19 protein-coding genes and 2 pseudogenes are annotated in these 21,036 nt (G+C 72.1%); 15 read left to right on the plus strand and 6 right to left on the minus strand.

All coding sequences use genetic code 11. The annotated features are described in order from the left end of the window. Positions 1–33: 33 nt before the first annotated feature. On the plus strand, positions 34–783 hold the full coding sequence (locus IF04_RS0124290) for a maleate cis-trans isomerase family protein (protein ID WP_030261715.1): 750 nt from the start codon (positions 34–36) through the stop codon (positions 781–783). A gap of 92 nt (positions 784–875) precedes the next feature. Further along, positions 876–1,403, plus strand: a complete 528-nt coding sequence (locus IF04_RS0124295) for a hypothetical protein (RefSeq protein WP_030261718.1) — start codon at positions 876–878, stop codon at positions 1,401–1,403. Positions 1,404–1,424: 21 nt separating this feature from the next. On the opposite strand, the pseudogene IF04_RS37730 reads toward IF04_RS0124295, so the two are convergent. The 5 genes and pseudogenes from IF04_RS37730 to IF04_RS0124325 form a co-directional block, all read right to left on the minus strand. Continuing rightward, positions 1,425–2,282, minus strand: a pseudogene (locus tag IF04_RS37730) (IS5 family transposase). A gap of 37 nt (positions 2,283–2,319) precedes the next feature. Beyond that, complete coding sequence (locus IF04_RS0124310; protein ID WP_030261723.1) at positions 2,320–2,769, minus strand: VanZ family protein; 450 nt, start codon at positions 2,767–2,769, stop codon at positions 2,320–2,322. Between the two features lie 165 nt (positions 2,770–2,934). Then, entirely contained in the window at positions 2,935–4,227 is a 1,293-nt protein-coding gene (locus IF04_RS0124315; RefSeq protein ID WP_030261724.1) for a cation:proton antiporter, read from the minus strand. Between the two features lie 2 nt (positions 4,228–4,229). Next, a complete protein-coding gene (locus tag IF04_RS0124320) occupies positions 4,230–4,700 on the minus strand; it encodes a cation:proton antiporter regulatory subunit (protein WP_030261727.1) in 471 nt (156 codons plus the stop codon). Between the two features lie 138 nt (positions 4,701–4,838). Further along, complete coding sequence (locus tag IF04_RS0124325) at positions 4,839–5,321, minus strand: SRPBCC family protein (RefSeq protein WP_342668216.1); 483 nt, start codon at positions 5,319–5,321, stop codon at positions 4,839–4,841. 133 nt (positions 5,322–5,454) lie between these two features. On the opposite strand from IF04_RS0124325, the gene IF04_RS0124330 reads away from it, so the two are divergent. Further along, the gene (locus IF04_RS0124330) at positions 5,455–5,958 is read left to right on the plus strand and encodes a cupin domain-containing protein (protein WP_030261731.1); all 504 of its coding nucleotides are present in this window, start codon (positions 5,455–5,457) and stop codon (positions 5,956–5,958) included. A gap of 18 nt (positions 5,959–5,976) precedes the next feature. Here IF04_RS0124330 and IF04_RS0124335 read toward each other — a convergent pair whose 3' ends face one another. Next, the gene (locus tag IF04_RS0124335; protein ID WP_030261733.1) at positions 5,977–6,288 is read right to left on the minus strand and encodes a hypothetical protein; all 312 of its coding nucleotides are present in this window, start codon (positions 6,286–6,288) and stop codon (positions 5,977–5,979) included. A gap of 388 nt (positions 6,289–6,676) precedes the next feature. Here IF04_RS0124335 and IF04_RS40420 point away from each other — a divergent pair. From IF04_RS40420 to IF04_RS0124395, 12 genes and pseudogenes are all read left to right on the plus strand, one after another. Then, a pseudogene (locus tag IF04_RS40420) lies at positions 6,677–7,117 on the plus strand (GNAT family N-acetyltransferase); the annotation flags it as partial. Between the two features lie 217 nt (positions 7,118–7,334). Beyond that, positions 7,335–7,844, plus strand: coding sequence for a hypothetical protein (locus IF04_RS39905; RefSeq protein ID WP_051831518.1), 510 nt, complete (start codon positions 7,335–7,337; stop codon positions 7,842–7,844). Then, a complete protein-coding gene (locus IF04_RS39910; RefSeq protein ID WP_030261739.1) occupies positions 7,841–9,262 on the plus strand; it encodes an aspartate aminotransferase family protein in 1,422 nt (473 codons plus the stop codon). Before IF04_RS39905 ends, IF04_RS39910 begins: the two co-directional genes overlap by 4 nt. Continuing rightward, positions 9,259–9,675: a hypothetical protein gene (locus tag IF04_RS0124355; RefSeq protein ID WP_030261742.1), complete on the plus strand. Its 417-nt coding sequence runs from the start codon at positions 9,259–9,261 to the stop codon at positions 9,673–9,675. Before IF04_RS39910 ends, IF04_RS0124355 begins: the two co-directional genes overlap by 4 nt. Then, positions 9,672–11,171 (plus strand): GMC family oxidoreductase N-terminal domain-containing protein, encoded by a 1,500-nt coding sequence (locus tag IF04_RS0124360; RefSeq protein WP_030261744.1) that lies wholly within the window; start codon positions 9,672–9,674, stop codon positions 11,169–11,171. The genes IF04_RS0124355 and IF04_RS0124360 overlap by 4 nt, the downstream gene beginning before the upstream one ends. After that, a complete protein-coding gene (locus IF04_RS0124365) occupies positions 11,168–12,718 on the plus strand; it encodes an FAD-dependent oxidoreductase (RefSeq protein ID WP_051831519.1) in 1,551 nt (516 codons plus the stop codon). Before IF04_RS0124360 ends, IF04_RS0124365 begins: the two co-directional genes overlap by 4 nt. Further along, a complete protein-coding gene (locus IF04_RS0124370; RefSeq protein ID WP_078600714.1) occupies positions 12,715–13,761 on the plus strand; it encodes an iron-containing redox enzyme family protein in 1,047 nt (348 codons plus the stop codon). Before IF04_RS0124365 ends, IF04_RS0124370 begins: the two co-directional genes overlap by 4 nt. Positions 13,762–13,878: 117 nt before the next feature. Continuing rightward, entirely contained in the window at positions 13,879–14,892 is a 1,014-nt protein-coding gene (locus IF04_RS0124375; protein WP_030261750.1) for a LacI family DNA-binding transcriptional regulator, read from the plus strand. Between the two features lie 100 nt (positions 14,893–14,992). After that, positions 14,993–17,956: a glycoside hydrolase family 3 protein gene (locus tag IF04_RS0124380; protein WP_030261753.1), complete on the plus strand. Its 2,964-nt coding sequence runs from the start codon at positions 14,993–14,995 to the stop codon at positions 17,954–17,956. Positions 17,957–18,054: 98 nt separating this feature from the next. Continuing rightward, positions 18,055–19,281: an ABC transporter substrate-binding protein gene (locus IF04_RS0124385; RefSeq protein ID WP_030261755.1), complete on the plus strand. Its 1,227-nt coding sequence runs from the start codon at positions 18,055–18,057 to the stop codon at positions 19,279–19,281. An 11-nt stretch (positions 19,282–19,292) separates the two neighbouring features. Continuing rightward, complete coding sequence (locus IF04_RS0124390; protein ID WP_037960488.1) at positions 19,293–20,192, plus strand: carbohydrate ABC transporter permease; 900 nt, start codon at positions 19,293–19,295, stop codon at positions 20,190–20,192. 98 nt (positions 20,193–20,290) lie between these two features. Further along, the gene (locus IF04_RS0124395; protein ID WP_106975661.1) at positions 20,291–21,019 is read left to right on the plus strand and encodes a carbohydrate ABC transporter permease; all 729 of its coding nucleotides are present in this window, start codon (positions 20,291–20,293) and stop codon (positions 21,017–21,019) included. Positions 21,020–21,036 lie beyond the last annotated feature (17 nt).

Consider the following 21,036-nt stretch of genomic DNA (forward strand, 5'->3'; position numbering starts at 1 on the left):
GGTGACCGATATGCACCACGCGAGGAGAGACCCGTGACGGACCACCACATCGGCATGATCGTGCCGAGCTCCAACCTGACGATGGAGACCGAGCTGCCGCGCATGCTGCGGGACCGGGAGCGGGCGCGGCCCGGCGACCGCTTCGTCTTCCACAGCAGCCGGATGCGGATGCAGCACGTCACGCCCGAGCAGTTGCGCGGCATGAACGCGCAGACCGAGCGGGCCGCGCTCGAACTCGCCGACGCGCGCCCCGACGTCGTCGCCACCGCCTGCCTGGTGGCGATCATGGCGCAGGGCCCGGGCCACCACTGCACGGCCGAGGCGGAGATCACGAAGGCGCTGCGCGGCCAGGGCGCGCAGGCGCCGGTGGTCTCCAGCGCCGGTGCGCTGCTCGACGGCATCGCGGCGCTGGGCGCCCGCCGGGTGGCGATCCTCACGCCGTACATGAAGGATCTGACCCGGCTGGTCGTCGACTACATCGAGGACGCGGGCGTGGAGGTGGTGGACGCGCTCAGCCTGGAGGTCGCCGACAATCTCGCGGTCGCGCGGCTGGACCCGGAGGACCTGCGCGACCACTGGCGGAAGCTGGACCTCGGCCGGGCCGACGCGCTGGTCCTCTCGGCGTGCGTGCAGATGCCGTCGCTGCCCGCGATCCAGCCGGTCGAGGACGAGGCGGGCCTGCCGGTGCTCTCCGCGGCCACCGCCACCACGTACCGCATCCTCACCGAACTGGGCCTGGATCCCGTCGTACCGGGCGCGGGTCGGCTGCTCGCGGGGAGCTGAGCAGCTAGGCCGTGTCTCTTTGATGTGGTGACAACCGACAACGTGTGGAAACTTTGGTTTACGTAGACGCTTTCGTAAACTACAGTTGTCACATGACGGCCTCTGAGATCACCCCAGAAGAGCAGGCAGAACTCGATAAGGCCCTGTACGACGCCTTGAACCCCCTGGCCTCGGCCATCCGCTCCCGGGAGACCGGGTTGCCCGCCGACCGTATGTGGGACGCGAGTCCGGTCGAAGTGGCGCTGTCCGTCCTGGCCGCGTGGAAGGTGCTGGATGGCGAGGTCAAGTGGCTCACGGAGCGGGCGGCAGTGACCGCCGGCTCCTACGGCGCGAGCTATGAGCAGTTGGGAGCCGTCTGGGGCATCACCCGGCAGGGTGCCCGTAAGAAATGGCCCGATGCCGTCAGCCGCCCAGCACCCGTGACAGCGGGCAAGAGCACGCTTGCGCTGTTCGGAGGGACTGCTGAGCTGGTGCAGTCGCCTTCCGGTGGTTGGGGCTGGACTGGCCGAGGCGCTGATGGGGCATCCGGCACGGCCGCCGATGGGGCGCCGTACGCGACCGCAGAGGAAGCAGCGGCCCACGCAGGCGCGTTCCTCAAAGAACACGCCCTCGGCGATTAGTCCTAGAGCTTCTCACGTGGGTCACCTGCGGGCCCAGATGAGGATGGCGGCGAGGTGGAGTGCGGCCTGGTAGGCGATGGCGAGCTTGTCCGTTCGCATGGCCAGGCCGCGCCACTGCTTGAGCCGGTTGATGCATCGCTCGACCGCGTTGCGCTGCTTGTACGCCTCGGCATCGAAGGCGGGTGGTCGGCCTCCGGCGCGGCCTCGCCGCTGGCGGTGGCCGATCTGGTCGGAGGGCTGGGGAATGACAGCGCGGATTCCGCGTCGGCGAAGGTGACTTCGGATCGCGCGGGATGAGTACGCGGTCCGCCAGGACGGCATCAGGTCGGGTCCTCGGCCTTCCGGGTCCGCTTCGCGGAACACGGATGTCGGACATGACGGTCTCGAAGGCTGGGGCATCGCCCGCCTGACCTGCGGTGACGTGAAGGGCCAGGGGGCGTGCATGGCTGTCGCCGGCGAGGTGGACCTTCGTGCTCAGGCCGCCGCGGGAACGTCCGAGCGCATGGTCGTCGGGTTCGGCCCGGCCTGGAGCCCCTTTTCCCTGGCTCCGGCGGAATGTTGGTGAGCCCGGCAGATGGTGGAGTCCACCGACACAGTCCAGTCAATGTCGTCAGCATCCTCGGCTGCTGCCAGGAGCGCGGCGAGGATGCGTTCCCAGATGCCGTCCACGGACCACCTGATCAGCCGTTTGTGGGCGGTCCGGAACGAGCCGAGCTCGTCCGGCAGGTCCCGCCAGGGCGAGCAGGTGCGGTACTTCCACGCGATGGCCTCCAGGGTTCGGCGGTGATCGGCCCACCGCCGACCGCGGACCGGATCGGCGGGCATCAGCGGCTCGATCCGGTCCCACATCGCATCAGTGATCACTAACCGAGCGGACACATCCGATCAACTGACCAGCCAATCAAAGAGACACGGCCTAGGCCGCGCCGGCGCGCCGCTGCCACCAGTGGCGGCGTCTGGGGTGAACGGCGCGGCCGAGACGGCGGCCGAGCAGGACGTAGCCGAGGAGCGCGCCCGTGGTGTTGAGGATGACGTCGTCGATGTCGAAGGCGCGCCCGGTGACCAGGGCGCCCTGCACCAGCTCGACCAGCAGCATGACCAGCGCGGTCACCACGACCACCCGCAGCAGCCCGCGTGCCTTGGGCGCCACGACCGGGAGCAGCAGCCCGAAGGGCACACCGAGCACGATGTTCCCGCCGAGCTGCTTGACGGTGTCGACGAACGCGGGCTGCCCCAGGTAGTCGCGCAGGGTGTCGCCGGGCCGCAGGTTCGTGTGCGTGAGCGCCTCGGAGGCGGCCGACGGCTGGAGGGTGAGCTGCGCCAGTACGGCCCCGAAGGCCACCATGACGGCGAACGCCAGCAGCATCACCAGCGCCCGCACGGGCGGCGGGAGTGGTGCCCCGCCGCCCGGCGCCGGCCGGCCCCGCTTCTTCTTCCTGGCATGACTGCACCGGAGTGACCGCGGTGACCGCGCCATGGAGACCCCTCGCTTCAGGTGGACCTGCTGGAGTTGGTCTGTACGACGCTCCGGTTACCCGTGTGGCGGCAGGGCATGCGCGTCCTCGCGGGGCGCGGGGGTCTCCTCGGGCGCTTCGGATGCTTCGGACGGGGCGGGTGCTTCGGACGGGGCGGGCGTGGCGGATCTGCGGGAGGTGATCCCGAAGAGCGGCAGCAGGCCGGTCCGGGCGCGGTTGACCGCCGGCGCCGCCCAGCGCGCGGTCAGCGGTCCGAGGATGACCATGATCAGGACGTACGCGGTGGCGATCGGGCCGATCCGCGGCTCGACGGCCGTGGTGAGCCCGGCGATGACGATGGAGAACTCGCCGCGTGCGACGAGGGCGCCGCCCGCGCGCAGCCGCCCGTTCGGTCCGATGCCGGCGCGCCGGGCCGCGTACCAGCCCGTGAGGATCTTGGTCACGGTGGTGACGGCGGCGAGCAGCAGTGCCGGGAGCAGTACCGGCGGGATAGCGGTCGGGTCGGTGGACAGGCCGAAGAAGACGAAGAAGATCGCGGCGAAGAGGTCGCGCAGCGGCATGAGGAGCTTGCGCGCACCCTCGGCGACCTCGCCGGACAGCGCGATGCCGACGAGGAACGCGCCGACCGCCGCGGAGACCTGGAGCTCCTGCGCGATGCCCGCGACGAGCACGGTCAGCCCGAGGACGACCAGGAGCAGCATCTCGGGGTTGTCCGAGGAGACCCAGCGGCTGATCAGCCGGCCGTGCCGGAGCGCGAGGTAGAGGACGATGCCCACGGCGCCCAGGGCGATGAGCAGCGTGACGCTGCCGCCCGCGAGGCCGACGCCGGCCAGCAGGGCGGTGAGCAGCGGCAGGTAGACCGCCATGGAGAGGTCTTCGAGGACGAGGACGCCGAGGATGACGGGGGTCTCGCGGTTGCCGAGCCGGCCCAGGTCGGTGAGGACCTTGGCGATGACGCCGGAGGAGGAGATCCAGGTGACGCCGGCCAGCGCGACGGCGGCGACCGGGCCCCAGCCCAGCAGCAGCGCGGCGACCGCGCCCGGTACGGCGTTCAGCAGGAAGTCGACGGCCCCGGACGGGTATTGGGTCTTGAGGCTGGTGACCAGCTCGGAGGCGCTGTATTCGAGGCCGAGCAGGAGCAGCAGCAGGATGACGCCGATCTCGGCGCCGACGCCGACGAACTCCTCGCTGGCGTTGAGCGGCAGCAGCCCGCCGTGCCCGAAGGCGAGCCCGGCGAGGAGGTACAGGGGTATGGGCGAGAGGCCGACCCGGCCGGCCAGCCGCCCGAGGAGGCCGAGGGCGAGGATGACGGCGCCGAACTCCACGAGCAGTGCGGTGGTCTCATGCATGGTCAGCCTCCGGCGATGATCGCGGCGAGGGCGTCGACGCCCTCACGGGTGCCGACCGCGACGAGGGTGTCGCCGATGGCGAAACGGAAATCGGGGCCCGGAGACGGGTGCGCGCTCGTGCGGCGCAGCACCGCGACGATGGACGCGCCGGTACGGGTGCGGGCCCCGGTGTCGCCGAGCAGCCGGCCGCCGTACGGGGAGCGGCTGCCTATCTGGATGTGCTCGGTGACCAGGTCGATGCCGTCGGTGCGGACGGCGTCCAGCGGCGCCGGGTCGATGAGGTGCGCGAGGGCCGTCGCCTCCTCCCGTTCCAAGGGGACCGAGGACTGGCAGGTATCGGGGTCATCGGCGGCGTAGAAGCCGATGAAGCGGCGTCCGTCGTGGTGTACCACCACGGACAGGTGCTGTCCGGCGTGCGTGGTGAAGTCGTACCGCGTGCCGACGCCCGGCAGCGAGGTGCGTCGCGTCCCCATCATGTCCTCCCCGGATGCCGCGCCGGACAGCGCCGTGGCGCGGGCCGGACGCGATCTCCTTTACCTGATCATTACGCTTTACCCCATCATTACAGATGCTTGGTGGGTACACCGGGGGTGCCGCGCCAGGGGGCGGACTCAGGAGGCCGGCATGTGCCAGGGCTCTTCGGGGAGCGGGCTGCCGGTTTCGAGGAGGGTCTTGAGGTTGGAGAGGACCGCCGCCCAGCCGCCGGCCGCGGCCGCGCGCTCGGCCTCGTCGGCCAGGTTCTCGTGGGTCACGGTGAGCCGGACGATGCCGCCGTACGCCTCGATGCCGAAGGTGACCGTGGACGGGCCGCCGAGCGGCTCCTCGCCCGGCTCGGCCCACGTGGTGACCAGCCGCCGCGGCGGGGCGCTCTCGACGACCAGCCCGACGACGTCGGCGAGGCCCGAACCGTCCGTGCGCCGGTGCTCCCAGGGGGAGCCGGTCCGCCAGTCCGAGACGTTGCTGTGGCCCCAGTACGCGGCCGTCAGCTCGGGGTCGGTCAGCGCGTACCAGACCTTCTCCGGCGTGCTCTCGATGTAGGTGACGTAGGCAAAGGCCGGTTTCTCGGTCATGGCGTCCTCGGCTCGTCGTTTCACGGCGCTCTCCCAGCCTCCGCCCGTTCCGCTCGCGCGGCAGGTCAGGACAGCGCCGAACGGAGTACGGAGGGCGTCCGCGCTTGACTACGCTGCGACCGACGACGACCGCCGCCACACGAGGAGCAGGAATCCGATGACCGCACCCGACGCCTTCCACCCCGACCTCCCGCCCCACGAGGACGGTGGCGAGGGGGTGCCCCCGCTGCGGGCGCGGCTGCATCACGTGCGGGCGGACGCGCTGGACGGCGACACCGCGCAGACCGGCGGCATGCGGCGGTTCGCGGCGATCAGCGGTGGCACGGTCGGCTCCGAGCGGATCTGGATGGGCCAGACGCACGTGGCACCGGGCACCGCCTCCGCCAACCACCACCACGGCGTCTCGGAGACGGCCATCCACGTCGTGAAGGGCCATCCGGAGTTCGTCTTCCTCGACGACTCCGGCGGCACGCCCGAGGAGGTCCGCATCCGCACCTCCCCGGGCGACTACATCTTCGTACCTCCGTACGTGCCGCACCGCGAGGAGAACCCGAGCCCGGACGACGAGGCGGTCGTCGTCATCGCGCGCTCCACGCAGGAGGCGATCGTGGTCAACCTCCCCGAGCTGTACGTCCTCGGCGGCGACACCGGCCGCTCCTGAGAGGCGGCCTCGCGCGGCTCAGACCTCGGCCGCGATCCAGGCGATGTGCCAGCCATTCTTGGCGGCGTACTCGGGGTCGATCGCCTGGCGGTCCACGCGCCGCACATAAATGCGGAAACCGGTCGGGGTGGCGGCATAGACGGTGTTGCCGCCGGTGGTCATCCACATGCGGTCGTCACCGGTGAGGGCCGCGATATACGCGGGCGTCGTGGTGAATTTCCCCTCCGAGGTGTCGACGTCGAGGTACACGCCGTCACCGTTGCGGTCGGGGTAGGCGACCCATCCCTCGCCGGGTGCTGTCCTTCCGGAAACGAGCTTGCCGTTGGTCATGGCGACTCCCGTCACGTCATGTACAGCTCATTCGACCCTGGCGGCCACTGTTCCGAGTCTGGTTGGATACCCGAGCCGCGCAAGGCCGTTCGGGAGAGAATGGCCGGATGCGAAATGCGCGGTACCGGGCCCGGTCGGAATGGCCGGAATCGCCGTTGACCGGGGAGTTCCGGGCGTCGGGGGTTGACAGCCGGGGGCCGTCTCAAGACTGTGGTTAGCAGCCTCTGGCGGCCCCGAATCGGTTCATCGGCGCATGAGGAGACCGCGATCCGGGCCTCGCGGCGGTCCTTTTCACAAGGCGGCGTCCGCCACGGCGGAAAAAGACCTCGACATCGGGCAGTACGGCCTGCCCGTCCTCCGCGCCGACAGAATCCCTTTTCCCGTTGTGATGTCCGTACGGACATCAGCTGGAATCGGTCGGAGGTGTCCCGTGCATTCTTCCTCACCGCCGTCACCGGATTACGAGTTCCGCGCCCCCGACGACCGGTCCGATTTCACCGAGGTGGTGGGGCCGGCCTACGGCGGATACGACCATTCACCGGAACACCGCGCGACCGTCGCCGAGTTGCTGGAGCCCAAGCGCTCGCTGCTCGCGTGCGCCGCGGGCCGGCCCTGCGCCACGCTGGCCGGCTACTCCCTGGACATGACGCTGCCGGGCACCGGCCCGCGCCCCGTCTTCGGCATCGGCTACGTCGCCGTCTCCCCCGCGCACCGCCGCCGCGGCCTGATGCGCGACATGATCCTGCGGGTCCTCGCCGATCTGCACACCACGCGGGCCGAGCCGGTCGCGGTCCTCAACTCCACCGAGCCGGCCCTCTACGGCCGCTTCGGCTTCGGCGCCGCCAGTCAGGCCGTCAGCCTCACCATCCCGGTGGAGGCTCGCGCGCTCACCGAGGGCCCGGCGGACGACGGCCCGCCGCTCACCCTGGAGGTCACCTCGCCCGCCGGGGCCCGCCGCCGCCCTCCTCACGGACGCGGTCCACCCCGCCGTCCCCGCCCTCCGGCGGCAGCTCACCGCGATCCCGTACCTGGCCAACATCTGCCTGGTGCTGGAGAACGACCGGCCGCTGTCGGACACCTACTGGCTCAACGTCACCGACCCCGGCTTCCCCTACGTCGGCGTCATCGAGCACACCAACCTCGACCCGGCGTGGCACTACGGGGGACGGCACGTCGTCTATCTGTCCAAGTACCTGCCCGCCGGCACCGGGCTGTACCGGATGCCGGACGACCAGGTCTACCGCTACAGCCTGCTCCATCTGCGCCGGATGTTCCCCGCCTTCCGGGAGGAGTGGGTGCGCGGGTGGCACGTGTGGCGCGCGGAGCACGCCCAGCCGGTGATCACCCGGCACTACTCGCGGACCGTCCCCGCCACCGAGAGCCCCCTGCCGGGCCTCTACCTGGCCGGCATGGCCCAGGTCTTCCCCGAGGACCGGGGCACCAACTACGCCCTCCGGGGCGGGCAGCGCGCCGGCCGGCTGATCGCCGACCGCATCCGGGCCGCGGCGGCCCGGCCCGCGCACCCCGCCCCGCTCACCACGGGAGCGGCCACATGACCGACCTCTTCACCGCCGAGGACTGCCAGTACATGACGCCACGTCAGCTACACGGCCTGTACCGGCGTTACGTCAGCCGCAGCCAGGTGTCGCTGATCGGCTCCTTCGGCTTCGGGCACGACCTGGCCGAGCGCGCGGAGGGCTGCTGGATCACGCTGCGCGACGGCCGCCGGATCCTGGACTTCACCGGCGGCATCGGCGTGCTGAACCACGGGCACAACCACCCGCGCATCCTCGCCGCCCGCCGCCGCTTCGCCGAACGCCAGGCAATGGAGGTGCACAAGAACTTCCTCTCCCCCTACGTCGCCGCGCTCGGCCACAACCTCGCGCAGCTCCTCCCCGGCGACCTGAACATCAGCTACTTCCCGAACTCCGGCGCCGAGGCCGTCGAGGGCGCGGTGAAGCTGGCGTACAAGTACCACCGCGGCCGTCGTGGCACGGTGCTCCACTCCGACATCGCCTTCCACGGCAAGCTGCTCGGCGCGGGCAGCCTCACCGCGTCACCGGAGGTGGACTTCCCGTTCCCCGGGCTGCCCGGCACCGACTCCTTCACCTACGACGACCTGCACTCTTTCGTCCTCGCGCTGGAGCGGCACACCACCGGGGACGGCGGCAGCGATGTGTACGCGGTGGTGCTGGAGCCGTTCAGCGCCTCGGGGCTGCGCGAGTGCTCCGAGGAGTTCCTGCGCGAGGTCCGGCGGCTGTGCACCGAGCAGGGCATCGTGCTGGTCTTCGACGAGGTGTACACCGGCTGGGGCCGGACCGGGACGCTCTTCCACTTCATGCGGTACCCGGAGCTGGTGCCGGACGTGCTGACCACCTCCAAGTCCTTCGGCGGCGGCAAGGCGTCGATCTCCGGCTACATCGCACGCGAGACGCTGTTCCGCGCCGCGTACGACAACCTCGCCGACGCGACGCTGCACAGCACCACGTACTACGGCTTCGGGGAGGAGACCGTCACGGCGCTGGAGGCGGTGGCCATCGCGGTCGAGGACGACTATCCGGGTCGGGCCGTGCGGATCGGCGAACAGCTCGCCGCCGGCCTGGCCCTGATCGCCGCCCGGCACCCGGGGCTGGTCGCGGGTACCGCCGGGCGGGGCGCACTGCACGGCGTGTTCCTGCGGGCCGGCCATCCGGCACTGGACCGCGTGCTGCGGCTGCTGCCCGGCTCCTTCGCGCGGGACCCGCGGCTGCGGCTCAAACTGATCACCGCGGCCGTGATCGCCGCCCTGTACCGGGAGCACGACGTGCTGGCGTTCTACGGCTCCAACCACGGCCTGCCGCTGATCGTCGCGCCGCCGTTGGTGGCCGGGGACAAGGAGGTCGAGGTGTTCCTGGCGGCGCTGGACGCCGTACTGGACCAGGGCGCGCCCCGGTTGCTGGCGGCGTTCGCGAAGGACAAGGCGGTGCGGCGATGAGGGCCGCGGCCGCTCTGGAGCGGGCACTGTCGGCGAGCGGGCTGCCCGCGGTGTGGGCCGCGCGCCATCCGGTACTGCGGGACCGCGAGGTGCGGGAGCGTGCCACCGCCCATGTCGCGGGCAGTCTGCGGGTCCAGCCGCGGCCGTACCGGATCGCTGCCGGGCTTGCCCTGCGCCTGCTGCCGTTGGCGTTTCTGCTGGTCACCGGCCGGTGGGTGACCATGGCCGGACCGGCGGCGCTGGCGAACGGGAGCGCGCGGCTGGCGCGGCTGCCGGGGTGCGCGCTGCTGCTGCGGTCGGCCGAGGCGCTGGCGCTGTACGGCGGGCTGGACGGGGGCCCGGACCGCCTCGTCCGCGGCGCGGCCCCGCAGCCGCCCGTGCCGCCCTCCGTCCGGACGGAGGTCACGACATGAGCGGGCGCACACCACGCGCCGTCGACTGCGAAGCGCTGGTGATCGGTTCGGGCGCGGGCGGGGCCGTCGCCGCGCTGGAGCTGGCCCGCGCGGGCCGCCACCCGCACGTACTGGAGGAAGGCCCGCGGGTCTCCCCCGCCGAACTCGCCGCCACCGCACCGGCCGACAGCCTGCGCCGGCTGTACCGCAACGCGGGGCTCACCCCGGTCTACGGCAGCCCCGTCATCCCGTACGGCGAGGGCCGCTGCGTGGGCGGCACCACCGTGGTCAACGGCGGACTGCTGTGGGAGCCGCCGGCCGGGCTGCTGGACCGCTGGGCGGACGGCCTCGGCACCGACGGCTACCGCGCCCGCCACCTGGCCGGGCATCTGAGCGAGATCTCCCGGCGGCTGGCGGTGGACGCGCAGCGGCACGGCGCGGGCAACGAGGACTCCCGGCTGCTGGCCGCCGCGGCCGACGGGCTGGGCTGGGGCTGGACGCTCGCGCGGCGCGCCGCACCGGGCTGCGCGCACCGCAACCGCTGCCCCACCGGCTGCCCGTCCGGCGCCAAGCGGACGATGGCGACGACGTATCTGCCGGAGGCCGAGCGGTACGGCGCGCGGATCGAACCGGGCGTGCGGGCCGTACGGCTGGAACACGACGGCAGTACGGTGCGCACCGTACGGGCCGTGGGGCCGGACGGTGCGCCGGTGCGGTACCGGCCGCGTGCGGTCTTCCTCGCCGCCGGGGCCGTCGGCAGCGCCGCGCTCCTCCAGCGCAGCGGCATCCACCGCAGGACGGCGGGGCGCGCCATGGCCTTCCACGTCAATCTGCGGCTGCCCGCCCGCTTCGGCTCCGCGCTGCACGCCGAGCGGGGCACCATCTTCACCGCCCAGCTCAGCGAGTTCGGCGGACTGGGCATCCATGTCATGGCCGCCAACCTCACGCCCGGGTCGCTGGCGGCGGCGCTCGCGCGCCAGGGGCCCGCGGTGATCGACGCGGCGCTGGCCGGTCTGGAGCGGATGGCGGTCTTCACCGTGCAGGTCCGGATGACGGGCCGGATACGCGTCGGCCGGTTCCCCGGCGCGGGCACCGTGCTGCGCCACCGCCTCACTCCGTACGACGTGGATCTGCTGCGGTTCGCGCTGGTGCGTGCCGCGCGGCTGCTGTTCCGGGCCGGCGCCGTCGAGCTGTATCCGCCGGGGCCCGGGGTGCTGGGTTCGCCGCGCGCCGCCGAGGAGTTCGCGCGCCGGTCCGACCCGCGCGGCTGGGACCTGGTCTCCGTGCACGCCATGGCGTCCTGCCCGATGGGGCCGCCCGGGCGGGGCGGGGTGTGCGACACGGACGGCCGCCCGTACGGCTTCCGCAATCTGTATGTCTGCGACGCCGCGGTGCTGCCGGGCCCGACCGGCATCAGCCCACAGGGAACGATCATGGCGTTCGCGCACGAGATCGCCGCCCGGCACCTCACGGCCCCGGCAGCGGGCCCGGTAAGCCCGGTAAGGAGGAACCGATGAACACCGGCCATGATCCGGACATCCCGGGGCTGTTGCGGCCCTCCGGGCCCGAGGTGGACTGCGACATCGCGGTCATCGGCGCCGGGATGGGCGGCGCCACCCTGGCGTACGCGCTGCGCGACTCCGGCGCCCGCGTCCTCGTCGTCGAGCGCGGCGACTTCCTGCCCCGGGAGGCGGCGAACTGGTCGCCGCACGCGGTCTTCACCGAGAAGCGGTACCGCAACGCCGAGCACTGGTACGACGCGGGCACCGGGCGGCGGTTCCAGCCCGGCGTGCACTACTACGTCGGCGGCAACACCAAGGTCTTCGGGGCGACCCTGCCGCGGTTCCGGGAGGCGGACTTCGGCCCCGTGCGGCACGCCGAGGGCCTCTCGCGGGCCTGGCCCTTCCCGTACGCGGAGCTGGAGCCGTACTACGCCGAGGCCGAGCGGATCTACCGGGTGCACGGCACGGCCGGCCAGGACCCCACCGAGCCCTGGCGGTCGGGCGGCTTCCCGTACCCGGCGGTGCCCCACGAGCCCGCGGTCGCCGCGCTCGCCGACGCGCTGCGGGCCCAGGGCCTGGCCCCCTTCGACCTGCCCACCGGCATCGACCTGCGCCCGGACGGCGCGTGCGTGCGCTGCGCCACCTGCGACGGCTTCCCGTGTCTGCTGGGCGCCAAGAGCGACGCCGACGTGTGCGCGCTGCGGCCCGCGCTGGCCTCGGGGAACGTGTCCCTGCTGACCCGCACCACCGTGACCGGGCTGCGGACCGATCCGCCGGGGCGGCGGGTGACCGTCGCCGCCGCCCGGCACGACGGTACGGAGCTCCGCATCCGCGCCGACCGGTACGTGCTGGCCTGCGGCGCGGTCAACACGGCGGCGCTGCTGCTGCGCTCCCGTAACGGGCGGCACGAGGGCCTGGCGAACTCCTCCGGGCAGGTCGGCCGCAACTACATGGTGCACAACAGCACCTTCCTCGTCGCCGTCGATCCCCGCCACCCGAGCCGGACGGTCTTCCAGAAGACCCTCGGCCTGAACGACTGGTACCTGGCGAACGGCGCGCACGGCCCCCTGGGCAATGTCCAGACCCTCGGCAAGCTCGGCCCCGCCACCGCCCGCGGCCTCCATCCCCGTCTCCCCACGCCACTGCTGGAGTTCCTCACCGGGCACAGCGTCGACCTCTACCTCACGAGCGAGGACCTGCCGGCCCCGGACAACCGCGTCACGGTCGACCCGAGCGGCGCGATCCGGGTCGGGTGGCGGCCGGTCAATCTCGCACCGCACCGCGAACTGGTGCGCAGGACCGCCCGGATGATGCGCCGCGCCGGTTATCCCCTCATCTCCGCACGGCGCATGGGCATCGACGTCACCTCGCACCAGTGCGGTACGGCGGTCGCCGGCGCCGACCCGGCCACCAGCGTCGTCGACCCGACGTGCAAGGCACACGACCTGAACAACCTCTGGATCGCCGACAGTTCGTGGTTCCCGTCGTCGGCGGCCGTCAACCCCGGCCTGACCATCGCCGCCAACGCGCTCCGCGTCGCGGAGAAGGGAGGACTGCGATGACCGTCCCGCCGCTGCAGGATCTGTACTGGCCGCCCGTACGGCCCTTCCGGGGGCTGGCGCCCGAGCTGGCCCGGTTCCTGAGCGCGCCGGCCGACGCCCAGGCGGAGCGGCTGGCCCGGCTCCGTACCGACCCCGAGGCGCACGGCCGGTTCTTGCACGAACACCTGGCCACCCTCACCTCCCGGTCCCTCGGGTACCGCGACGGACCGGCCACCCTCACCCGCGACGACGACCTGGAGATCGCCCTGTTCGCCGCGCGGACCCGGCTGGAACGCGAACTCTTCGACGTCTGGGCCACGCCCGCGCCGGTCCCCGAACTCACCACGCAGGAGGCGGCGGCCGACCACCTGGACGCGCTGGCCGCCGACAACCCCGGCGTCTCCCACCCGCTCTTCCACTACCTGGCGCGGGACGCGACCCGCGACCGGATCGAGTACTTCGTACGCTGCGAGCTGATCCGCAACGAGGTCGTGGACGACGAGGTCGCGCTCCTCGTCGTCGGGCTCCAGGGCAAGCAGAAGGCGGTCGCCGCCGCCAATCTCTGGGACGAGTGCGGCCGCGGCCTGCTGGAGAACTTCCACACGTACTGGCTGCGCCGCCAGCTCGGCTCGGCCGCCGGCTGGGAGGAGCTGGCCCGCTACCGCAACAGCCATCCCTGGTACGCCAAGATCACCTCCAACCTGTTCACGGCGCTGCTCACCCGCCCGGCCCGCACTCAGGCCGCGTACGGCTGCTTCTTCGTCTTCGAGAGCTGGGTCGAGCCGCACTTCCGGCTGCTCCTGGAGGGCATGGACCGGGTGGGCCTGCACGACGAGGACACCCGCCTCTACTTCACCGCGCACATCCGCATCGACCCGCGGCACAGCCAGGAACTCTCCGACGGACTGCGCGCCCAGCGCCCCCGCCTGTCACCCGCCGAGCTCTGCCAAGTGCTGCGCGGCGCCCACCTGGCCGTCGACGCGGGGACCCGCCAGTACGACCGTCTGCTGCGGCATCTCGAGAGGTGGCCGCAAGGGCACGAAACTTTCCGTTCACACCATTGACTCTCCCCACCCCCCTCCCTACTGTTCCGCCGAATCGCTTCGACGGCCGTTGTCGAAACGGTTCGACGCACCGGGCCGGCGCATCGGTCCGGCGGGCGCGGTAGCGAGGAGAGCCTGATGGTCAAGATCACTGATGTGGCGCGGCGCGCCGGTGTCTCACCGAGCACGGTGTCGTACGTCCTCAGTGGCAAGCGCTCCATCTCCGCCGCGACCCGGCAGCGTGTCGAGGCGAGCATCCGCGAGCTCGGCTACCGCCCGCACGCCGGGGCGCGGGCCCTGGCGAGCAGCCGGTCCAATGTGGTGGCGCTCGTGATGCCGCTGCGCAGCGGTGTCCATGTGCCCGTGCAGATGCAGTTCGCGGCGTCCGTGGTCACCACCGCCCGCGCGCACGACCACGACGTGCTGCTGCTGACCCAGGAGGAGGGCGAGGACGGGCTGCGGCGGGTGGCGGACAGCGCGCTGGTGGACGCGCTCGTCGTGATGGACGTACAGCTGCACGACGCGCGCATTCCGCTGCTGCGCTCCCTCGGCCTGCCTTCCGTGCTCATCGGTTTCCCCGCCGAGGCCGCGGGGCTGACCTGCATCGACCTCGACTTCGCGGCGACCGGCGCGGAATGCGTCAGCCACCTGGCGCGGCTCGGCCACCGCTGTGTGGCGCTGCTGGGGTCGCCGCCGGAGGTGTACGCGCGCGACACCGGCTTCGCCCGGCGGACGGCGGCGGGCTTCACGGCCGCGGCGCGCCGGTACGGCATGACCTCGACCGTCCTCCCGTGCGCGCCCGGCGCCCCGGCCGCGCGTGAGACGGTCGACCGGCTGCTGCGTGAGCATCCGGACCTGACGGGCGTCGTCGTACACAACGAGCCGGCACTCGGGCCGCTGCTGGAGGCGTTCCAGCGGGCCGGGCTGCGCGTGCCGGAGGACCTGTCGGTCGTCGCCCTGTGCCCGGACGAGCTGGCCGAGGGGGCCGCCGTACCCCTCACCTCCGTCGCCCTCCCCGCCGCCGAGGTGGGCGAGCGGTCGGTGGAGCTGCTCATGGCGAAGCTGGCCGGCCGGGAGGTCCCGGACGCCACGCTGCTGCCCCCGCAACTGACCGAGCGGGCCAGCACGGCACCGCGCGCGCACGTGAACTGATCGCCCACGACAGTGAATTGACGGGGCCCGGACGACCGGCCCCCCGCACCACCCGGCACCACGTACCCGTTATCGAAGCGCTTCGACTCGAAGGAGTCCCGTGAAGCCACAGGGCCCATCCCGACGTGCCGTGCTCGCCCTCGGCCTGGCGGCCGCTCCGCTCGCCGCCGGCCTGGATCTGACAGGAGCCGCCCCCGCTGCCGCGCGCACGCGCACCGCACACCCCTTCCGCGACCCCGGTCTCCCCCTGAAGGACCGCATCGACGACCTGCTGCACCGGCTGACGCGGGCCGAGAAGATCACCCTGCTGCACCAGCACCAGCCGGCCGTCCCACGGCTCGGCATCCGCCCGTTCCGTACCGGCACCGAGGCCCTGCACGGTGTCGCCTGGCTCGGCCCGGCCACCGTCTTCCCGCAGGCCCTCGGCCTGGCCAGTACCTGGAACCCCGCCCTGATCAGACGCGTGGGCGCGGCCGTCGGCGACGAGGCGCGCGGCTTCCAGCACGAGCGGCCCGAGGGCTGGGGCCTGAATGTGTGGGCGCCGGTGGTGAACCTGCTGCGGGACCCGCGCTGGGGCCGCAACGAGGAGGGGTACTCCGAGGACCCCCACCTGACCGGCGCGATATCCACCGCCTACGGCCGGGGCCTGCAGGGCGACGATCCCGTCCACCTGAAGACGGCGCCCACCATCAAGCACTACCTGGCCAACAACAACGAGACCCGCCGGACCACCTCCGACTCGGTCCTCCGGCCCCGCGTCCTGAAGGAGTACGACGAGGCGGCCTTCCGGCCCGCCCTGAGCGCCGACGCGGTCACCGGCGTGATGTCCTCGTACAACCTGGTCAACGGCCGGCCCGCCACCGTCCATCCCGGTCTGAACGACACCGTGCGCCAGTGGGCGAAGAAGGATCTCTTCAACGTCACCGACGCGGATGCCCCCAACAACCTGCTCCCCGGCAATCAGGACTACTACCCCACTCTCGCCGAGGGGGACGCCGCCGCCCTCAAGGCCAGCATCGACAGCTTCACCACCGACAGCGCCGAGCCCGGCAAGACCGTCGAGGCGCTCACCACGGCCCTGGAGAAGGGGTTGATCGACGAGGCCGACCTCGACACCGCGGTCCGGCACCTGCTCGGCATCCGTTTCCGGCTCGGCGAGTTCGACCCCGACGGCGGCCCGTACGCCGGGATCGGCAGGTCGGTGATCGACAGCCCCGCGCACCGCGCGCTGGCCCGCGAGACCGCCGACGAGGCGGTCGTCCTCCTCAAGAACGACCACGCGGCCCTGCCGCTGGACGCGAAGGCCCTCAAGAAGGTCGCCGTCGTCGGCCCGCTGGCCGACACCCTCTACACCGACTGGTACTCGGGGACCCTGCCGTACGCGATCACTCCGCTGAAGGGCGTCACGGAGCGGCTGGGCGCCGCCGGAACCGTCACCACCAGCGAAGGTGTGGACCGGGTCGCGTTCCGCAACAAGGCCACCGGCGCGTATCTCACCGCGGGCAGCGGTGCGGACGGCGCGGTCCTCACCGAGAAGGGCGGCAGTGCGGGGGCCACCGGGCAGTTCGACGTCTTCGACTGGGGCCAGGGCGTGGTGACGCTGCGCAGCGTGGCCAATGGCAAGTACGTGGGCTACGACGGGAAGGTGTTCCGCAACGACCAGGAACAGCCGAACGGCTGGTACGTCCAGCAGCAGTTCGTCCTGGAGGAGCAGGACGACGGCAGCCGGCTGATCCGTTACGCCGGGTACGAGACCGCCGCCGACTGGTTCGGCGACAAGAAGTACCTCACGGCGGACGCCGGCGGGACGCTGCGGCTGACCACCGAGGACGATGCCGCCCGGTACGAGGCGGAGGTGGTGCGCGGGGGCGTCGAGCACGCCGTCGAGGCGGTGCGGGGTGCGGACGCGGCGGTCGTCGTGGTCGGCAGCATGCCGTGCATCAACGGCCGCGAGGACCACGACCGTACGGACATGGGACTGGCCGCGGGGCAGGACGCCCTGGTCAAGGCCGTCCGCGCGGCCAACCCGCGCACGGTCGTCGTCCTGGAGACCAGCTACCCCGTCACCACCACCTGGGAGCAGGTGCCGGCGATCGTGTGGACCACGCACGCGGGCCAGGAGACCGGGCACGCCGTCGCCGACGCCCTGTTCGGCGACCACAACCCGGCCGGGCGGCTCACCCAGACCTGGTACCGCTCCGCGGACGACCTGCCGGACCTGCTCGACTACGACATCATCGCCTCGGACCGCACCTACCTCTACTTCCGCGGCACTCCGCTGTACCCCTTCGGGCACGGCCTGTCCTACACCTCGTTCCGCTACGGCCGGCCCGAGCTGTCCGCGCGCACGGTGGACGCCGACGGCACCGTGACCGTCTCCGTACGGGTGACCAACACCAGCGACCGGGACGGTGACGAGGTCGTGCAGCTCTACACCCACCAGCGCACCTCGCGCGACAAGCAGCCGCTCAAGCAGCTCCGCGGCTTCGCCCGCGTGCACCTGAAGGCGGGCCGGAGCACGACCGTACGGCTGCCGCTGCGCGCCGCCGATCTCGCGCACTGGGACGTCACCCGCGGCCGGTGGGCCGTGGAGAGCAGCGTCCACGACGTGCTGGTGGGCGCGTCGTCGCGGGACATCCGGGGGCGTGCGACGCTGCGCGTGGACGGCGAGAAGATCCCGGCCCGGGACCTGAGCAGGACCACGCGCGCCGCCGACTTCGACGACTACCGGGGAGTGCGGATCGTCGACGAGAGCAAGGTACGCGGGGACGCGGTCGGCGCCACGGGGCGCGGCGACTGGATCGCCTTCCGAGACGTCGAACTGGGGGCGGGCGCAAGGGAGTTCACCGCGCGTGTCGCGAAGGAAGGCACCGGCGGCGGGACCGTGCAGGTGCGGCTCGGCTCGCCGGACGGGTCGCTCGTCGGGACGGCCGAGGTGCGCGGCACCGGCGACCGGTACTCCTACGTCACCGTCACCGCCCCGCTGCGCGGCGCCGGCGGCCGGCACGACGTCTGCCTCGTCTTCTCGGACGCGATGCGTCTGAGCACCTTCTCACTGCGCTGACGCAGCCTCTTCCGGCGCCCGACGCCGCATCGCACCTCCCCCGGCGCCCGGCGCCACACCGTACCTCCCCTGAGCCGCCTCCGAACGGAGAACCGCCCATGCACTCCCGTGCAGCCAGACCGGTGCTCGCCGCGATCACCGCGGGGGCGACGGCCGCGCTCGGCCTCACCGGCTGCGCCGCCGCCCCCGATCCCGACACGGTCACCGTGCTCAACTCCGCCACCGACACCGCCGAACACACCAAGAACCAGAGGTTCTTCGACCGCTGCGCCCGGCTGCTGGGCCTGCGCGTGGAGCAGCTCAGCGTGCCCGCCGACCAGGTGTCCTCCAAGGCACTGCGGATGGCCTCGTCCCACTCGCTCACCGACATCCTGGAGCTCGACGGCTCCGAGCTGCCGCAGTTCGCCCGGACCGGCGGGCTGCGGCGGCTGAGCGACCTCGGCGTCGGTGCCTCCGGTTTCTCCCGCAGCGCCACCTCCTTGGGCTCGTACCGTGGCGACCGATACGGCGTGGCCCGCGCCGCCAACTCCCTTGCCCTGTACTACAACCGCGACCTGCTGGCGAAGGCCGGCGTGACCCCGCCGCGCACCTGGGACGAGCTGCGCGCCGCGGCGAAGAAGCTGACCGGCGGCGGTACGTACGGCCTGGCCTTCAGCGCCAGTCCGGACGCCGACGGGGTCTATCAGTTCCTGCCCTTCTTCTGGTCGGCGGGCGGTGACGAGTCCCGCCTCGACGACGGCAAGGGCGAGGCGGCGCTGGGGCTGTGGAAGCAGCTGGTCGCGGACCGGTCCGTCTCCAAGGCCGTCGTCAACTGGAACCAGCAGGACGTCAACGACCAGTTCGTCGCGGGCCGGGCCGCCATGATGGTCAACGGGCCGTGGCAGGTGCCGGTGCTCGCCGCGCAGAAGAAGGTGGACTGGGCCGTCGCCAAGATCCCCGTCCCCGAGACGGGCGGCAAGGCCGTCTCCCCCATCGGCGGCACCGTCATGACCGTACCGAAGAGCGACGACCCCGACCGCGAGCAGAACGCCGCGAAGATCCTCGACTGCCTCAACACTCCCAAGAACCAGCTGGATTGGGGGCAGGCGACCAACAACGTGCCGACGCGCACCGCCGCGGCCCGTACGTACGCGGAACGCAACCCCAAGCTCGCTGCCTTCGCCGAGCTGGTCTCCACGGCCCGCTCCCGCACCGCCCGGGTCGGCACCCGCTGGCCCGCCGTGGGAGACGCGCTCTCGGGCGCCTTCCAGTCCGTACTGACCGGCCGGAGCAGCCCCGAAGCGGCACTTCAACGGGCACAGCGGCAAGCCGCGGCGGGGAAATGAGGAAACCGGCCATGAGCAACCTCGCACGGCGTCCCGGACTCCTCCGCTGGCTCTTCGTCGCCCCCGCCCTCGTCTACATGGCCGCGTTCTTCGGCTATCCGCTCATCCGAAACGTGCTGATGAGCTTTCAGCACTACACACCCACCACCTACTTCACCGGCGAGGCGCCCTTCAACGGGCTCGCCAACTGGCGGGCCGTCCTCGCCGATCCACTGTTCACCGACGCCCTGTGGCACACGGCCCTCTTCACGGCCGGCTCGCTGCTCGGCCAGTTCACCATCGGCCTGGCCCTGGCCGTCTTCTTCTCCCGGCGCTTCCGCCTCTCCGGGGTCGTCCGGGCCGTCCTGCTGCTCCCCTGGCTGGTGCCCATGGTCGTGTCGGCCGTCGTCTGGCGGCGCATCCTCGACCAGGAGCACGGTGTACTCAACGCCGCGCTGCAGGCCCTCGGGCTGAGCGACGGCGGGGTGCCCTGGCTGAGCAGCCCGAGCGTGGCGCTGCTCTCCGCCGTCCTGGTCAACATCTGGATCGGCGTCCCGTTCAACATGGTCATCCTCTACGGCGGCCTCCAGGAGATCCCCCGCGAGCTGTACGAGGCGGCCGCGCTGGACGGCGCGAGCCCCTGGCGGGCCTTCCGCAGCGTCACCCTGCCGCTGCTGCGGCCGGTGATCACCGTGGTACTCGTCCTCGGCTTCATGTCCACGGTCAAGATCCTCGACCTGATCCTGGCGCTCACCGCGGGCGGCCCGGCCGACGCCACCCAGACCCTGGGCACCGTCACCTACCAACTGTCCTTCCTGCGCCTGGACTTCGGCCAGGGCGCCGTCGTCGGCAACGTCCTCGTCCTCATCAGCGCGGTCTTCGCCGTGCTGTACCTCCGTGCCAACCGCGCCGACTTCGGCCAGGGGAAGTGATCGTCGTGGACCCTTCGCGTATCCGCAGGCTGCGCAGCGCCTGGAACACCGCGGCGGCACTGCTGATCCTCGCCGTGCTGCTCTTCCCGGTCTACTGGATGCTGAACACCGCGCTCCAGCCCGCTTCGGGCATCGCGGTGTCCTGGTTCCCGACCGCCCCCAGCCTGGACAGCTTCGGGCAGGCGCTGGCGAGCCAGGGCCGCTCGATGCTCACCAGCCTCGCCGTCGCGCTCGGTGCCGTCGCCGTCTGCCTCGCGCTGGCCGCACCCGCCGCGTACGGCCTGGCGCAGTCCGCGCTGCGCGGCGGCCGCAGCGTCGTCTTCACCACGCTCCTCACCCAGATGGTGCCGGGCATCGTCATCGCCAACGCCCTCTACAGCGCGTACGCGGAGCTGGGTCTGGTCAACTCCTACCTCGGGCTGATCCTGGCCGACGCCTCGCTCGGGCTGCCGTTCTCCATCGTGCTGCTGCGTGCCTTCATGGTCTCCCTCCCCGGCGAGGTCGTCGAGGCGGCACTGGTCGACGGCGCGAACCGGTTCACCGCCTTCGTCCGCATCGTGCTCCCGATGAGCCGCAACGCCCTCATCACGGCCGGGCTGTTCACGTTCCTCTTCGCCTGGTCCGACTTCATGTTCGCACTGACCCTCAACACCACCGACGACGTCAAGCCCGTCACGCTCGGCATCTACCAGTTCGTCGGCGCTCACGTCAGCGACTGGGGCGCGGTCATGGCGACGGCCGTGCTGTCCGCCGTCCCCGCGGCGGTCCTGCTGGTCGTCGCCCAGAAGTACATCGCCGCCGGGATCGCCGGCGGTTCCGTCAAGTAGCCACCGCGCGCCCGTGG

It is taken from the genome of Streptomyces violens (genome assembly GCF_000717745.1).
GTDB lineage: Bacteria > Actinomycetota > Actinomycetes > Streptomycetales > Streptomycetaceae > Streptomyces > Streptomyces violens.

Coding starts and splice junctions, on each gene's coding strand:
- IF04_RS0124315 (WP_030261724.1), bottom strand. CDS start 4,227: ATGCATGAGACCACCGCACTGCTCGTGGAGTTCGGCGCCGTCATCCTC.
- IF04_RS0124360 (WP_030261744.1), top strand. CDS start 9,672: ATGAGCGGGCGCACACCACGCGCCGTCGACTGCGAAGCGCTGGTGATC.
- IF04_RS0124390 (WP_037960488.1), top strand. CDS start 19,293: ATGAGCAACCTCGCACGGCGTCCCGGACTCCTCCGCTGGCTCTTCGTC.
- IF04_RS0124330 (WP_030261731.1), top strand. CDS start 5,455: ATGACCGCACCCGACGCCTTCCACCCCGACCTCCCGCCCCACGAGGAC.
- IF04_RS0124370 (WP_078600714.1), top strand. CDS start 12,715: ATGACCGTCCCGCCGCTGCAGGATCTGTACTGGCCGCCCGTACGGCCC.
- IF04_RS0124395 (WP_106975661.1), top strand. CDS start 20,291: ATGCTGAACACCGCGCTCCAGCCCGCTTCGGGCATCGCGGTGTCCTGG.
- IF04_RS0124355 (WP_030261742.1), top strand. CDS start 9,259: ATGAGGGCCGCGGCCGCTCTGGAGCGGGCACTGTCGGCGAGCGGGCTG.
- IF04_RS0124335 (WP_030261733.1), bottom strand. CDS start 6,288: ATGACCAACGGCAAGCTCGTTTCCGGAAGGACAGCACCCGGCGAGGGA.
- IF04_RS0124365 (WP_051831519.1), top strand. CDS start 11,168: ATGAACACCGGCCATGATCCGGACATCCCGGGGCTGTTGCGGCCCTCC.
- IF04_RS0124320 (WP_030261727.1), bottom strand. CDS start 4,700: ATGGGGACGCGACGCACCTCGCTGCCGGGCGTCGGCACGCGGTACGAC.
- IF04_RS0124375 (WP_030261750.1), top strand. CDS start 13,879: ATGGTCAAGATCACTGATGTGGCGCGGCGCGCCGGTGTCTCACCGAGC.
- IF04_RS0124295 (WP_030261718.1), top strand. CDS start 876: ATGACGGCCTCTGAGATCACCCCAGAAGAGCAGGCAGAACTCGATAAG.
- IF04_RS0124385 (WP_030261755.1), top strand. CDS start 18,055: ATGCACTCCCGTGCAGCCAGACCGGTGCTCGCCGCGATCACCGCGGGG.
- IF04_RS0124310 (WP_030261723.1), bottom strand. CDS start 2,769: ATGCTGCTGGCGTTCGCCGTCATGGTGGCCTTCGGGGCCGTACTGGCG.
- IF04_RS39910 (WP_030261739.1), top strand. CDS start 7,841: ATGACCGACCTCTTCACCGCCGAGGACTGCCAGTACATGACGCCACGT.